The sequence below is a fragment of the Pseudoalteromonas sp. CO348 genome (assembly GCF_004208845.1).
GTDB classification, from domain to species: domain Bacteria; phylum Pseudomonadota; class Gammaproteobacteria; order Enterobacterales; family Alteromonadaceae; genus Pseudoalteromonas; species Pseudoalteromonas maricaloris.
Genome location: NZ_SGPI01000012.1, coordinates 22,593 through 37,142, shown reverse-complemented (window position 1 = coordinate 37,142; position 14,550 = coordinate 22,593). Strand labels below are relative to the sequence as shown.

The following is a 14,550-nucleotide window of genomic DNA, read 5'->3' as shown; positions in this document are numbered from 1 at the left end:
ACTATAAAACGGTGTTAGAACTTAGGCCCACCGCCACCGAACATGCCCGGCGGCATCATGCCTTTCATGTTCTTCATCATTTTCATCATGCCGCCTTTGCCTTTCATCTTCTTCATCATCTTCTGCATTTGGGTAAATTGCTTCAGCAACTTATTAATGTCTTGTACTTGCGTACCAGAACCCGCAGCGATACGCTTTTTACGCGAGCCTTTGATGATTTCAGGACGTGCACGCTCTTTTGGCGTCATTGAGCTTATGATGGCTTCCATTTGGTTAAAGGTCTTATCATTTACTTGACCTTTTACTGCATCCGGCAAGTTTGACATACCAGGCAGCTTTTCCATCATTGACATCATACCGCCCATGTTTTTCATCTGGCGAAGCTGCTCAGCAAAATCTTCCAGTGTAAAACCATCGCCTTTAAAGACTTTCTCAGCCACTTTTTGGGCTTTGTCTTTATCGACTTTCATTTCGACTTCTTCAATAAGCGACAGTACGTCGCCCATACCTAGAATTCGAGATGCAACACGGTCAGGGTGGAATGGCTCTAAGGCATCCGTTCTTTCACCCACACCGATAAATTTAATGGGTTTACCGGTAATATGACGAATAGACAACGCCGCACCGCCACGCGCATCACCATCCGTCTTGGTTAAGATAACACCGCTGAGTGGCAGCGCTTCATCAAACGCTTTTGCTGTATTTGCAGCATCCTGACCTGTCATTGAGTCAACAACAAATAAGGTTTCAATCGGATTAATCGCCGCGTGTAAATCTTTGATTTCGTCCATCATGTCTGCATCTACGTGCAAACGACCTGCGGTATCCACAAGTACCACATCAATGAACTTTTTCTTCGCGTGAGAAATAGCACCCGTTGCGATATCTACCGGCTTTTGTGAAATATCACTGGGGAAGAACTCGACGTCAACTTCTGCTGCTAACGTTTCAAGCTGTTTGATAGCCGCTGGACGATAAACGTCAGCACTCACCACCAACACAGATTTCTTTTTGCGCTCTTTAAGGAATTTAGCCAGCTTACCAACACTGGTGGTTTTACCCGCACCTTGAAGACCTGCCATCATCACGACAGCTGGCGGCTGCGCGTTTAGGTTAAGCTCTTCGTTGGCCTCACCCATCGACTTTTCAAGTTCTTCACGAACAATCTTGATGAAAACCTGGCCTGGGCTCAGACTCTTTGTGACTTCTACACCAACCGCGCGTTCTTTTACTTGTTTTACAAAGTCGCGCACAACTGGCAAGGCAACGTCAGCCTCAAGCAATGCCATGCGTACTTCACGGAGTGTTTCTTTAATATTGTCTTCAGTTAGTCGGCCACGGCCACTGATGTTTTTAAGCGTTTTTCCTAAACGCTCTTGGAGGTTTTCAAACATGTATCGGTTCCAAAATCTCGAGATTGTCGGGCATTATACTGATATGCGAGCCACTAATACAGTATTCAAGCCGATTGTTCTGCTTTTTACGCTTTCGTTGAACGAAAATAAGAATAAGTTAACGGATTGAAATAAAACCCTATGCAAGCGCAGAGGCTTTAAATACAATAGCTAAAAAAGGAAAGCAAAAATTAGGCACTTATTTTTATGTTGATTATTAGCTTGTCATTAATCGCCTGTCTCTTTTACATCATGGCCACCAGCCATGTTTTATCGCGCTTATTTGACAAACAAGGTCCAGATCAAAAGAAAACCTTAATATTAAGCACAGTCGCCATTTTAACTCATATGCTAGTGTTGGTGAATTCAGTGTTTACGCACCAAGGACAAGATCTCAGTACCGTCAACGTTGCCTTGTTAACCTGTTGGGTTATCGTTGTTTCTGTAACGACCGTATCTTTACGCTTCCCTGCAACATTATTGCTGCCCGTGGTGTATGGCTTCGCGGCTATTTTGTTATTAGCAAGCCTATTTATTCCACACCATATTATTATGCATACGATAAACATAGATGTTGGCCTCGTTTTGCATATTTCACTTTCTTTGTTGGCTTACTGCGTACTTATCATCGCCACGCTCTACGCCATTCAATTTATGTTTATTGATAAACGTCTAAAACAGCGGGATTTGGCGATTATGACCAGCCATCTACCGCCACTTATGCAAGTGGAAAGGCAGCTTTATCAACTGTTATTTGTAGGCACAGGTTTATTAACGCTGGCATTGGCATCCGGTTTTTACTTTTTAGACGGTATGTTCGCCAAAGAGACTATTCACAAAACCATTTTATCTATCGTTGCATGGCTTATTTATGTCGTCGTCGCCTTTGGGCATAAGCAGTTCGGCTGGCGCGGTAAGTCTGTGGTGATTTCAATCATAGCGGCTTCTGGCATCGTAACTTTAGGTTACTTTGGTAGTCGCTTTATACAAGAAGTGATTTTAGGCAGGTTTTAAACTTTAACTTGACTATCGTAACTCACTAACGCTTAATACTCTTTCGTAAGTAAAAAAGGGATCCACTGTTGGAAGACATATCGACCAGCGCCTTGTTTATCATACTCGGCGTGCTCATTTTGATGTCGGCTTATTTTTCTAGTTCAGAAACCGGTATCATGTCAATCAACCGTATTCGTCTACGCCATCTTGAAAAAGAGAATCACCGTGGTGCGAAGCGTGTAAGTAACCTCCTTAACCGTCCTGACAGACTGATTGGTCTGATCCTGATCGGAAATAACCTCGTCAATATTGCCGCTGCACAAGTTGCTACCATCATTGGATTACGCCTGTATGGCGATATGGGTATCGCAGTAGCTACTTTTGGCCTCACTCTCGTGGTCCTTATCTTCGCTGAAGTTACACCTAAGACTCTCGCAGCTTTGTACCCTGAGAAAGTCGCGTTTCCAAGCTCAGTTATCCTAAAAGTGTTGTTGAAGGTCTTGTTTCCTTTGGTAGTTGCGACCAACTGGATCACCAATGGTATGTTACGTTTGGTCGGGATCACACCACAAGAGATTGAGGAGCACAGCCTAAGTAAAGAAGAATTAAAAACCGTGGTAAATGAGTCAAGCGCTATGTTGCCCTCAAACCACCAAAACATGCTCACTTCTATCTTAGACCTGGATCACGTGACCGTAGAAGACATTATGATCCCACGCAGTGAAATCAATGCGATAGATATCAATGACGAATGGAAAGATATTGCTCGCCAGCTCACGAATGCACAGCACACCCGAGTGCTACTTTACCGTGACCAAATTGATGATGCGGTTGGTTTTATTCACGCTCGTGATGCGCTACGCCTACTGACAAAAGAGCAGTTTGATAAGCCGTCACTACTGCGTGCGGTAAGAGAGATTTACTATGTACCAGAGAATACCTCGCTCAATACACAGCTGATCAAATTCCAAGAAGCCAAAGAGCGTATTGGTCTTGTTGTTGATGAGTATGGTGACATTCAAGGTCTGGTTACGCTTGAAGATATTCTTGAAGAAGTCGTAGGTGACTTTACGACCACGCAGACGCGTGCGCCGAGCGAAGACGTAAACATGCAGCGTGATGGCTCAGTTATGGTTGACGGCAGTGTAAACGTGCGTGACTTAAATAAAGAAATGAGTTGGGACTTACCTACCGAAGGTCCTAAAACACTCAGCGGCCTGATTGTTGAACACCTTGAAGATATTCCAGATGCGCCTCTTGGTTTAACGATTTCTGGTTATAAGATGGAAGTCATTGAGATCAAAGAAAACATGATCAAGATGGTGAAAATTTCTTATAATACCAATTAGCTTAATTAAGTGGTCTATTTTGAGGCAAGAAAATCTTGTCGATAACAAGGCAAAAATTTTACTATTTAGTTGTTCTAAATGAGAAATTTTTAACGCAGTTAGCGTCAGATTTTATCCTTCAAATTGAGCAAGTATTATGACTAATTGGTATAACTCTTAAGCAAGTAAAACTAAACTCAATTGCAGTGTTGAAAGTAACACTGCAATTTACTCAAGAAAAAATTCTCTCGAACCAATTCTTATCTAAATCATCTTCACAGCGTTTAAGTTGAACGGCATAGCGCGCAGCACGATGCTTTACCTTATTTGCGACTTGCATTAACCATTTCTTATTTTTATAAGTACCACGACGATAACCGCCCCAGCCTTCATGATAATTGAGATATTGTGCGTAAGCGTCCCATTTAGACACGCCGTTTACCTTGTGAGTCTTGTATACGAACCAAGCCATAAAGTCGATGGCATCTTCAAAGTCATCGCGATCTGCACCTGAGTTTCCAGTTTCACGAATATAATCAGACCAGGTCGGAGTTTTGGCTTGAGAGTAGCCATAAGCAGAGCTCACTCTGCCAACAGGAATAAACCACAGGAAATACTCCATCGGAGGAGCCGCATCATGCCGAAAAGAACTTTCTTGATACATCATGCTCATCAGTACATGCTTTGGTGAACCCCACTTTTCTTGAGCATCACGAGCGTCATAATACCAATCTTCTTTTTCCTCAAAAATCTTACAAATATCATGAGGTTGTTTAGGTGGTGCAGTAGCACATCCGGATAAAACAGCGATGAGGCTAATTAAAATTAATTTTTTTTGCATTTTTTTCGAAACCTAATGAACTTTTACAATTTGCATTGGTCTGAACTTATGAATGCAGCAGTTTAGCATTGTTTCATCCCTGAAATTTATTTGCGCAGCCTTATGGCTGCGCTTTTTTATGCCTTGTGCACTATGCCCTTGAAAAATAATCGTCAAGGAAAGCTGTGAAGTCCACCGTATCAGCAGCTCTAACCGCAGCCTCATCTTCGAAAGACTGACGTGCAAATGACTTCAGTGTATCTTCATCGTAATAGCCGTATTTGATATCTTGATGAAGTTGCTTATATTTTTTCGCAAGTTCAATGCCCATTGAGCCTTGTTCTAAGGTACGACTCTTCAGTTGAGATAGCAACTGCCCAGAAAAAGTAAGTGCAGGTGTTTCAATTGACAACATTAATTTTTCCACTGTTGCCACATAAACTGATTTTTCGGTACTCGCATCTAACATTTTTGCGACTTTGAGTAAGTCTGTAAAAATCTCTGTGCCCCACTGCTTCACACTCACAGGCTCACCCGCTTTACTCAGTTCAAGTGCTGTGCAGCGACCTTGATTAACCACCTGATGTAAATTCTTACCAGCGAGCTTCTGCGCTTCAAACGAAAGCTCAGGGCTTGGCTTTAACAAACAATAGGTTAAGAACACATCGAGGAAGTGGATTTGCTCAAGACTGACACCAGTATGCTCGAATGGGTTAACATCCAGCGCACGAATTTCGATATATTCGATACCACCACGTTCAAGTGCCTGAGTCGGCGTTTCACCAGACTTGGCATTGCGCTTTGGTCTAATTGGCGAGTAGAACTCATTTTCAATTTGTAAAATATTGCGATTCAGCTGTTTTGGCTCTGCTGCTCGATAGTCTGGAATTTCATGATATAAGTCGGAGCGACAACGAATGGCTTGTCGCAAGCCCGCAATATACTCATCCAGATCGTTGTACATCACCTTAAGCGAGCTTTGTGCGCTATTGGTATAACCTAAATCACCCAGTCTAAGCGCCGTGCCATATTCAAGGTAGATGGAGCCATTTTCTAGCTTACTAAATGGCAAGTCGCTCTTTTTACCTTGCAAAAATGACGGACAAAGCGCAGGAGATGCACCAAACAGGTAGCTTATCAGCCACATTTCACGCTTGAAATTACGAATAAGGCCTAAATACTGCTGGGAGATAAACGATTGTTGAGGGTTATCATCTTCAGACATCACTTGCAGGCTTTGCCATACAGTCTCTGGAAACGAAATATTGAAGTGCACACCCGCAATGGCCTGCATCATGCTGCCGTAACGGTTTTTTAGCCCCTCACGATATAGCGTTTTCATTTTGCCGATATTAGAAGTACCAAACTGTGCTAGGACAATATCTTCTTCGTCCTCAATAAAACACGGCATCGACAAAGGCCACAGTAACTCATCACCCATGCTAGCCAAAGTAAACTTCTGTAGATCAGAAAGTTGCGCTAATGTCTCTTGTGGGTCCTCACTCACTGGAGTGATAAATTCGAGTAGTGACTCAGAAAAATCAGTGGTGATATGACCATTGGTCAATGCATGGCCCGTCTTTTCTGGATGCGGTGTTTTCGCTATTTTTCCCGACCCTTGGATCCGTAATGCCTCACGTTCGATACCTCTTTTGATACCTTTGAAAACGCCGCGATGCGCGCCGTCAGACAATAAGTCCAGCTTAGTGTTTAAGTCTAATTGTTTCAAAAATTCTTCCTCGAACCTACAGGCCAATTTCAAGTTTATGGGGTCGAAACCAAATTATACCAAGTGTATTCATTAAATGAGTGATTTAAACCGAGCAATCAATTTAAATATGGCTACTTTTAGTACACTTAGGCCTTAATAATAACTTTGCCAACATGCTTACCACTTTCCATACAGTGATGAGCCTGCGCAATATCCGCCATCGCAAAGTAATGACTTACATTTATGCTGATTTTGCCAGCTTGGTACGCCTGATACAAATATTTAAGATCGTCTAAATTACTCGCAACCAGCATACCTTCAGCCTTTACACCCCTTGTCGTGGCTCGCTCACAGACCATTTCTTTGGTGACGCTGGGAATAGTCACTAGGTGCGAATTCGACTTCATCGAATCGACACACTGTAATGCAATATCGCCACCAATTAAGTCCAGTAAATCGCATTCAACTTGGTGCTGATAAAATTCGTCATAACTTATTGCCGTTACCTTGAGCTTCGACAACAATTCGTGCTCAGGGCGGGTCGAGACAGCAATGACTTTTCGCCCTTGGAGCTGTGCTAGTTGAATTGCTAAATGCCCCACGCCACCAGTTGGTGCCAATACATATAGTGGACGATTATGATTCGAAAATTTATCTAGCGCTTGTTTTGCAGTAAGACCCGCAAGACAAAGACCTGCAATATCTGGATTTTCTTGCAAAGAAACCTTGATGAGCTCTGACTCAAGCGCCACTACATAATCACTATAGGTTCCGGGGTTACTCGCAAACCCAATCATACCGATGACAAGGTCGCCTACTTTAAATTGATTATCTGAGCCATAAACCTCAACCACCTCACCATACAGATCATATCCGAGCGGCAAAAAGGCATCTGCGCTTTTTTGCGCTGCAACATAACCAAGGCCTTGTCTGGTTTTCACTTCAATAGGATTTATGCTGGTACTGTTTACTTTTATGCGCACTAGGCCTGAACTAAGTGCTGGCAAAGAAATGGTGGTACTACACAGCTGATTGCTATCACCAAATTCGTAGATACCGTAAGTGGTTGAGTTATTTATCATATGCGGCGTTCTTAGAAGACAGTTTGTTATCTTTGTAGAATACGCGAAAGGGTAAGGAGTTTGAAGAAATTTACAGTATGGGAAGGAAAAACGCTCTTACAGTATGACTGTAAGAGCGTTTAGCTATATTAGTGATTGAACACTATCTGGTCGTCGACAACCTCGACTTTAATGGTATCGCCAGTCACAAACTTACCTTGTAACAAGTCCTGCGCCAACGGGTTTTCAATGTATTGTTGCACTGCTCGTTTTAGAGGACGGGCACCATATACAGGATCAAACCCGCTCGCAGCGATTTTATCAAGCGCAGCGTCACTGAGCTCAAGCGCAAAGCCTTTTTCAGTTAAGCGTTTACTCAATCTGTCTAATTGGATACTCGCAATTTCTTTAATATGTTCATTGATAAGCGGGTGGAACACCACAGTTTCATCAATGCGGTTAATAAATTCAGGTCTAAACTGACTAGCGAGCACGCCCATAACACGCTCCTTGAGTGTTGCGTAGTCGTTATTTCCTGCTTGCTCTTGAATGACATCCGACCCTAAGTTCGAGGTCATGATGATCACCGCATTTTTAAAATCAACCGTGCGACCTTGACCATCGGTCAAGCGACCATCGTCCAAGACCTGCAATAAGATGTTAAATACATCTGGATGCGCTTTTTCCACTTCATCAAGTAAAATCACAGAATAAGGGCGACGCCTTACCGCTTCTGTCAAATAGCCGCCTTCTTCGTAGCCAACATAACCAGGAGGTGCGCCAACCAAGCGCGCAACTGAGTGTTTTTCCATAAACTCGGACATATCAATGCGCACCATGGCATCTTCCGTATCAAACATAAAGTTGGCTAACGCTTTGGTCAGCTCCGTTTTACCAACCCCTGTTGGACCTAAGAACAAGAACGAACCAATTGGGCGATTTGGGTCTGCAAGCCCGGCTCGTGAGCGACGGATAGCGTTGGCAACCGCATTAACGGCTTCGTCTTGACCAATCACTTTTTTGTGAAGCTCGTCTTCCATTTGCAGTAACTTTTCACGCTCACCTTGAAGCATTTTTGCGACTGGGATCCCAGTCCAGCGCGATAAAATTTCTGCAATTTCATCTTCACCAACCTGATTTTTTAAAAGACTCATTTCCTGCATTTCAGCCTGAGAAGCAAGGTCTAGTTTTCGCTCAAGCTCAGGGATCCGACCATATTGTAGTTCGGACATACGTTGCAAGTCACTTGCTCGACGCGCGACTTCTAGATCTAAACGCGCTTGCTCAAGCTCAGCCTTAATCACTTGCGTGCCTTGTAGTGAGGCTTTTTCGGCATTCCACACTTCATCAAGCTCTCGATACTCAGCTTCTAATTCATTAATGAGTGTTTGCATCTCAGTACGACGCTTTTGACTCGCTTCATCTTTCTCTTTTGCCAGCGCGTTATCTTCCAATTTTAGTTGGATAATACGGCGCTCTAGTCTGTCTAATTGCTCCGGCTTTGAGTCAATTTGCAGCCGAATTGAAGACCCTGCTTCGTCTATCAAATCGATAGCTTTATCTGGAAGCTGCCGATCTGAGATATAACGATGTGATAAATTAGCCGCAGCGACAATCGCAGGATCGGTAATATCCACCGAGTGGTGCAATTCGTAACGCTCTTTTAAGCCACGTAGGATCGCGATGGTGTCCTCTACGGTTGGCTCTGCAACAAATACTTTTTGGAAACGACGCTCAAGTGCCGCGTCCTTTTCAATATACTGACGATATTCATCAAGCGTGGTCGCCCCCACACAGTGAAGCTCACCACGTGCGAGTGCGGGTTTTAGCATGTTGCCAGCATCCATTGCACCGTCGGTTTTGCCCGCCCCCACCATAGTATGGATTTCATCAATAAAGAGAATAACTTGGCCTTCTTCTTTAGCCAGTTCATTTAATACCGACTTCAGGCGCTCTTCAAACTCACCACGGTATTTGGCTCCTGCCACCAATGCTCCCATATCTAGCGATAGTACACGCTTACTTTTCAAGCCTTCAGGAACTTCACCGTTGATAATACGCTGCGCGAGCCCCTCAACGATGGCGGTTTTACCAACGCCCGGTTCACCGATAAGTACAGGGTTGTTTTTAGTACGGCGCTGTAGCACTTGAATAGTGCGGCGAATTTCGTCATCACGGCCAATAACCGGATCAAGCTTACCTTGCTCGGCACGCTCAGTGAGATCGATAGTAAATTTCTCAAGAGCTTGGCGAGTGTCTTCGGCATTAGGGTCATCCACTTTTTGACCCCCTCGAATAGCCTTAATGGCTTGCTCAATCTTTGGCTGAGTGATGTTAAGCGCTTTGAAAATCTCGCCTAATGGGCCTTTATCTTCGCACGCAGCAAAAACAAATAACTCGCTGGAGATATATTTATCTTTACGCTTTTGTGCATATTTATCACATAGATTGATCAGTGAAATAAGGTTATTTGAAAGCTGTACATCACCACCTACACCTTCTACTTTAAATAGCTTTTCAATGGCTTGTGACAACTTAGTATTAAGCTCGTCGGCGCTCACACCTGCTTGTGCTAATAATGCGCGCACACTTGAGCCGCTCTGCTGGAGCAAAGCGTACATTAAATGAACAGGTTCAATAAATTGGTGATCGCGCCCAAGCGCTAATGACTGCGCATCGGAAAGCGCAGCTTGGAATTTGCTTGTAAATCTATCTAAACGCATGATTTATTTACCCATATAAAATATCGAATTACCTTATTTATGGGTATTAACTGAACGAAGATCAAGCGTAAAAGTAATAATTTACCCTGATTATTTGCGCCAAATCAAAGTTGCCATACGGCCCGTTGTTTTGTCTCTACGATAGGAAAAATACTGCTCGGGCATAGTTACTGTACAGTGTTTATCGCCGTAAAAATCCTTTACACCTTGCTCGCGTAATAACGACTGTGCAAGCTCAAAAATATCCGCAAGATACTTACCGTCTTTTTTGGCATCAAATGCCGTATTTCGTTGCGTCTCAAAAGCTTGTACTACGTCTTCACCTACCTCGAATGCACTAGGTCCAATCGCAGGGCCAAACCATACGCAGATCTCTTCAGGTGCACAGTTAAACTTAGCCAGTGTTTGCGAGATAATTCCAGCTGCAAGAGGCTTCCAACCACCATGGATAGCGGCCACCTCTTCACCATCTTTTGATGCAAGCAGAATGGGTAAGCAGTCTGCTGTCATGATAGCCAGTGGTGTTTGACGCAAGCGAGTGTATAAGGCATCGGCTTGATGGACCTGCGCGATTTCAAACTGCTCGTCGACCACCACCACTTCTGCGCCATGTACTTGCTCAAGCCATACAATCGGGTTGGCCACATAGCCGTGTAAAATTCGACGGTTTTCGGCTACATGTTCAGCATTATCACCAACATGAAAGGCTAGGTTAAAGCTATCATACGGCGGTGCTGAAACACCGCCCTTGCGCGTTGTTGATAATGTCCCAACGAATTGGGTTAATGGCCACTGAGCAAGTTGCATCTTATAACGTTAAATCCGGGTTTTCTTTGGTGTCTTCTCTGAGCGCTGCCACCAGTTTAATCATATCTTCAGGCACAGGCGCTTCCCACGTCATCTTCTCGCCAGTAATCGGGTGAGCGATACTCAGTTTTATAGCATGCAATGCCTGACGTTTAAACTCTCTTAATTGCTCGGTTAATCCTTGAGTCGCATTTCTTGGTGGACGAGGACGGCCGCCATAGAGCTGATCGCCAATTAGTGGGTGATTCAAATACGCCATATGTACACGAATTTGGTGCGTTCTACCGGTTTCTAGGCGTAGGCGCAAGCGCGTGTGTGCTCGAAACTTTTCAGCAACACGGTAATGAGTGATAGCTGGCTTACCCATCTCATGGACTGCCATATGTGTACGCTTGGTTGCGTGACGACCGATTGGCTTTTCAATCATGCCACCTGCCGTCATCGTGCCATTACAGACAGCTTCATATTCACGTGTGAAGTTTTCACGCGCTTGTAGATTCTTCACCAAGTGCGTTTGTGCTTGAATAGTTTTCGCCACGACCATTAGACCAGTCGTGTCTTTGTCTAGACGGTGTACGATACCAGCACGAGGCACGTTAATGATTTCTGGGTGATGGTGCAGCAGAGCATTTAACACAGTGCCATCTGGGTTACCGGCACCGGGGTGAACCACCAGCCCCATCGGCTTGTTTATCACAAGAATGTCATCATCTTCATAAACAATGTCTAACTCTATATCTTGCGCTTCGTATTCACGTTGTGCTTCGATAACCGTCTCGATAGCGACACTTTCACCACCAAGTAACTTTTCACGAGGGGTGTTGAATACTTCACCATCTACGGTGACTTTATCTTCAAGGATCCAAGTTTTTATTCTTGAACGAGAAAAATCCGGGAACAATTGCGCCAATATTTGGTCTAGACGTTTACCACCGAGTTCGACTGGAACCTCCGCTTGGAGGGAAATTTGCTCTGACATCTGAAACTTTACCTAATTTACCAGTGCAAGCCGTGCTCGACTGGGTTAGAATCGTATTAATGCATAGTTTACTCGGTTTTGCCGAGTTGGCCTAGCCGAAGAAAACAAAGGTAGTAAAATAAAATGATTAAAAACTTAAGGACACACGCCTTTAGGCTGGCGTTAGCCGCGTCTGTTTTGGGTTTGGCAGCCTGTTCATCCGCACCAGAACAAGAAGATATTGAACGCGTACCAAACAAATCCGCCCAAGCACTTTATGAAGATGCTAAACAAACATTAGATTCCGGTTTATATGCCCGCGCCATTGAATTATTGGGTGCGATTAATGCTCGTTACCCGTTTGGCCCTTATGCAAGACAAGTTCAAATGGACTTAGTCTATGCATATTATCAAACAGGTAACACTGACCAAGCACTTGCCACTATTGATCGTTTTATTCGCTTAAATCCAAATCATAAAGACCTAGACTACATGTACTACATGCGAGGCCTGGTAAGTATTAAAGCCGACGAAAACGCATTCCAAGAATATTTTGGTGTAGACAGAGCCGACCGCGATGCCAATCGTACCCGCGTTGCTTTTCAGGATTTAACCACGTTAGTTAAAAACTATCCAAACAGTCCATATGCACCAGAGGCGAAAAAACGCTTAGTATGGTTACTAAACAAAATGGCTCGTTACGAACTGAGAGTCGCTGAATATTACTTCGAGCGTGAAGCATATCTTGCCGCAGCAAACCGTGGCAAATATGTAGTAGAACACTACTCTCAAAGTAGTTATCTGACCCAAGCTTTTGACATTATGGAAAAAAGCTACCGCAAACTCGGCCTGCCAGACCTTGCAGATAACGTGAAAAAAGCCAAATCGGTTAACGCACGTAACAAATAAATAGAGTGCTAAGTCACGATATCACCGATGTCGTGACTTCTCTCCCAGCAGTACTCGCCTTCAAGCATTCTACAGCAGTAAAAAATACTTGTTTCCTGTACATAGACATCAGCCGTCAGCGTGTTTTATTTGATTGTAGTTGTAATAAGGAAGGAATTAGGCTGCCCATAATAGAAGGGAAGCAGCCTTAAAAGGTAAGCATTTGACTTAACAGCGTATTAAATCGCTTCTTCGTCCTCTTCACCTGTACGGATCCGAACCACACGCTCAACATCGGTCACAAAGATTTTACCGTCACCAATTTTGCCCGTTTGCGCAGTTTTTAGGATAACTTCAATGGCTCTGTCAACGTCTTCATCTGCGGTAACAATATCAAGCTTTACTTTAGGCAAGAAATCTACCATATATTCAGCACCGCGATATAACTCAGTATGACCTTTCTGACGACCAAAACCTTTTACTTCACATACCGTCATACCTGTGATCCCCACATCCGAAAGCGCTTCTCGGACATCATCAAGTTTAAACGGTTTAATTATTGCTTCTATTTTCTTCATGATTATCTCGATTCCTTTGGTATAGCGTCGATTTTAGACAATCCGCTTGCCCAAGGCAAACAAAGACATTGAAAGTTGAAGTGATTTCACGCAATAATATTAATCATAAATTATTACTTTTTGGTTGTGAGGCGGTAATGAAACAATCAGCAGGATTCAATCTACTAGAACTGATGATAACCATCGCTATATTGGCTATCGTGTTGGCCATTTCATTTAGCTTTGATGGCAACCTGCTGCAACGTAACCGAGCAGAGTCCTTCTTACAAGAATTACAACGTAACATCGCTTTTGCCCGTGTAAAAGCAACCGCCGCAGACGACATTGTCATTCTTTGCCCAGCTCCCCCAGCCAATATTCAAGCTAGGACTGCATTTACTTGCCAAGATAATTGGGCAACGAACAGAATTAGCGTGTTTGTTGATAGTGATAAAAATGGCACATTTAGTAATGGTGATACTATCCATAGAACGATGGAGGTCGTAGACGATAACGACACTATGGTATTTTCTGGTGACAATCGTCTAAGGTTTGATTCGAGTGGGTTATTAAGTGGTTCAAACGCCGGAAATTTTACCTATTGTCCTGGTAGTGACGACAACAATCAGCAGTTGAGTGTTTCAACCGCTGGCACAGCATTATATCGAGGAAATACAACAGATACCTGTGGATAACCACAAAAGTACTGATGCGCAAAATATCTCTAAGTTCCAATCTTGCCTTTAATATATAAACGACTAGGCTTAAAGAAAATATAAAACGAGGCAAAGGATATGCATCGTCATATGGGATTTTCCCTATTGGAATCTTTAGTGTGTTTGGCGATTATCACCATCGTCAGTTTATTTTCTCTTCCCAGTCTTACGACTTTATTTCAGTTTGATAAACCAAAAATAAAACTAGAAGCGTTGCGACGAGCCATTAATTTTGCTCGCATTCAGGCCGTTGCAAGTGGTGCAACCGTTACTTTATGCCCACTGAAAAACAATCGCTGCGACGACAAAGAATGGCACACTCAGTTAACGGTTTTTATCGACTACCACCCTCAAGGTGAGTTTTCAGGCAATGATTATAAATTAGCGGTTGTGGACTCAGTAGACTCAGGTGACAAGCTCACCTACCCAAGAAACGCCATTATATTTCGCCGCTTTGGTCATCTCGCGGGACTCTATAACGGTACTTTTGTCTATTGTAACGCAAGTTCTACCATGGGATTGTCGTTGTCAGTTAGCTACACTGGGAGAAGCACTCTAAAAGATACTGATGAGTGTCAAAAGTAAATAACC

General features: G+C 43.5%; 13 protein-coding genes. 5 read left to right on the top strand and 8 right to left on the bottom strand.

Annotated elements, in window-relative coordinates; genetic code table 11:
* Positions 1–14: 14 nt before the first annotated feature.
* Positions 15–1,394: a signal recognition particle protein gene (ffh, locus tag EXT48_RS04740; protein ID WP_010371045.1), complete on the bottom strand. Its 1,380-nt coding sequence runs from the start codon at positions 1,392–1,394 to the stop codon at positions 15–17.
* Positions 1,395–1,601: 207 nt separating this feature from the next.
* On the opposite strand from ffh, the gene EXT48_RS04735 reads away from it, so the two are divergent.
* Together EXT48_RS04735 and EXT48_RS04730 are read left to right on the top strand one after the other, a co-directional pair.
* The gene (locus tag EXT48_RS04735) at positions 1,602–2,408 is read left to right on the top strand and encodes an inner membrane protein YpjD (protein ID WP_017216167.1); all 807 of its coding nucleotides are present in this window, start codon (positions 1,602–1,604) and stop codon (positions 2,406–2,408) included.
* A gap of 68 nt (positions 2,409–2,476) precedes the next feature.
* On the top strand, positions 2,477–3,739 hold the full coding sequence (locus EXT48_RS04730; RefSeq protein WP_039496984.1) for an HlyC/CorC family transporter: 1,263 nt from the start codon (positions 2,477–2,479) through the stop codon (positions 3,737–3,739).
* A gap of 211 nt (positions 3,740–3,950) precedes the next feature.
* On the opposite strand, the gene EXT48_RS04725 is transcribed toward EXT48_RS04730, so the two are convergent.
* The 6 genes from EXT48_RS04725 to rluD form a co-directional block, all read right to left on the bottom strand.
* On the bottom strand, positions 3,951–4,559 hold the full coding sequence (locus tag EXT48_RS04725; protein ID WP_045989962.1) for a transglycosylase SLT domain-containing protein: 609 nt from the start codon (positions 4,557–4,559) through the stop codon (positions 3,951–3,953).
* A 130-nt stretch (positions 4,560–4,689) separates the two neighbouring features.
* Entirely contained in the window at positions 4,690–6,267 is a 1,578-nt protein-coding gene (gshA, locus tag EXT48_RS04720; protein ID WP_130163733.1) for a glutamate--cysteine ligase, read from the bottom strand.
* Between the two features lie 128 nt (positions 6,268–6,395).
* Entirely contained in the window at positions 6,396–7,331 is a 936-nt protein-coding gene (locus tag EXT48_RS04715) for an NADP-dependent oxidoreductase (protein WP_130163732.1), read from the bottom strand.
* A gap of 128 nt (positions 7,332–7,459) precedes the next feature.
* Positions 7,460–10,033, bottom strand: coding sequence for an ATP-dependent chaperone ClpB (gene clpB, locus EXT48_RS04710; protein ID WP_130163731.1), 2,574 nt, complete (start codon positions 10,031–10,033; stop codon positions 7,460–7,462).
* A gap of 90 nt (positions 10,034–10,123) precedes the next feature.
* Positions 10,124–10,840 carry a peptidoglycan editing factor PgeF gene (gene pgeF / locus EXT48_RS04705; protein ID WP_130163730.1) on the bottom strand — a complete coding sequence of 239 codons (717 nt, stop codon included), beginning with the start codon at positions 10,838–10,840 and terminating at the stop codon, positions 10,124–10,126.
* 1 nt (position 10,841) lies between these two features.
* Positions 10,842–11,819 (bottom strand): 23S rRNA pseudouridine(1911/1915/1917) synthase RluD, encoded by a 978-nt coding sequence (rluD, locus tag EXT48_RS04700; RefSeq protein ID WP_010371027.1) that lies wholly within the window; start codon positions 11,817–11,819, stop codon positions 10,842–10,844.
* A gap of 123 nt (positions 11,820–11,942) precedes the next feature.
* Between rluD and EXT48_RS04695 the strand changes: the two genes are divergently transcribed.
* The gene (locus tag EXT48_RS04695) at positions 11,943–12,707 is read left to right on the top strand and encodes an outer membrane protein assembly factor BamD (protein WP_010371025.1); all 765 of its coding nucleotides are present in this window, start codon (positions 11,943–11,945) and stop codon (positions 12,705–12,707) included.
* Between the two features lie 218 nt (positions 12,708–12,925).
* On the opposite strand, the gene glnB is transcribed toward EXT48_RS04695, so the two are convergent.
* Positions 12,926–13,264 carry a nitrogen regulatory protein P-II gene (glnB, locus tag EXT48_RS04690; protein WP_010371023.1) on the bottom strand — a complete coding sequence of 113 codons (339 nt, stop codon included), beginning with the start codon at positions 13,262–13,264 and terminating at the stop codon, positions 12,926–12,928.
* Between the two features lie 137 nt (positions 13,265–13,401).
* Here glnB and EXT48_RS04685 point away from each other — a divergent pair, with 137 nt between their 5' ends.
* Both EXT48_RS04685 and EXT48_RS04680 read left to right on the top strand, forming a co-directional pair.
* Complete coding sequence (locus tag EXT48_RS04685) at positions 13,402–13,938, top strand: GspH/FimT family pseudopilin (protein ID WP_240703345.1); 537 nt, start codon at positions 13,402–13,404, stop codon at positions 13,936–13,938.
* Positions 13,939–14,037: 99 nt separating this feature from the next.
* Entirely contained in the window at positions 14,038–14,544 is a 507-nt protein-coding gene (locus EXT48_RS04680; protein WP_223193558.1) for a GspH/FimT family pseudopilin, read from the top strand.
* Positions 14,545–14,550: the final 6 nt, after the last annotated feature.

What these genes read in the sequence shown, in the direction of transcription:
- EXT48_RS04725 (WP_045989962.1), bottom strand. Translation starts at nt 4,559, where the DNA reads ATGCAAAAAAAATTAATTTTAATTAGCCTCATCGCTGTTTTATCCGGA.
- pgeF (WP_130163730.1), bottom strand. Translation starts at nt 10,840, where the DNA reads ATGCAACTTGCTCAGTGGCCATTAACCCAATTCGTTGGGACATTATCA.
- EXT48_RS04735 (WP_017216167.1), top strand. Translation starts at nt 1,602, where the DNA reads ATGTTGATTATTAGCTTGTCATTAATCGCCTGTCTCTTTTACATCATG.
- rluD (WP_010371027.1), bottom strand. Translation starts at nt 11,819, where the DNA reads ATGTCAGAGCAAATTTCCCTCCAAGCGGAGGTTCCAGTCGAACTCGGT.
- EXT48_RS04680 (WP_223193558.1), top strand. Translation starts at nt 14,038, where the DNA reads ATGCATCGTCATATGGGATTTTCCCTATTGGAATCTTTAGTGTGTTTG.
- EXT48_RS04685 (WP_240703345.1), top strand. Translation starts at nt 13,402, where the DNA reads ATGAAACAATCAGCAGGATTCAATCTACTAGAACTGATGATAACCATC.
- ffh (WP_010371045.1), bottom strand. Translation starts at nt 1,394, where the DNA reads ATGTTTGAAAACCTCCAAGAGCGTTTAGGAAAAACGCTTAAAAACATC.
- EXT48_RS04715 (WP_130163732.1), bottom strand. Translation starts at nt 7,331, where the DNA reads ATGATAAATAACTCAACCACTTACGGTATCTACGAATTTGGTGATAGC.
- clpB (WP_130163731.1), bottom strand. Translation starts at nt 10,033, where the DNA reads ATGCGTTTAGATAGATTTACAAGCAAATTCCAAGCTGCGCTTTCCGAT.
- glnB (WP_010371023.1), bottom strand. Translation starts at nt 13,264, where the DNA reads ATGAAGAAAATAGAAGCAATAATTAAACCGTTTAAACTTGATGATGTC.
- EXT48_RS04695 (WP_010371025.1), top strand. Translation starts at nt 11,943, where the DNA reads ATGATTAAAAACTTAAGGACACACGCCTTTAGGCTGGCGTTAGCCGCG.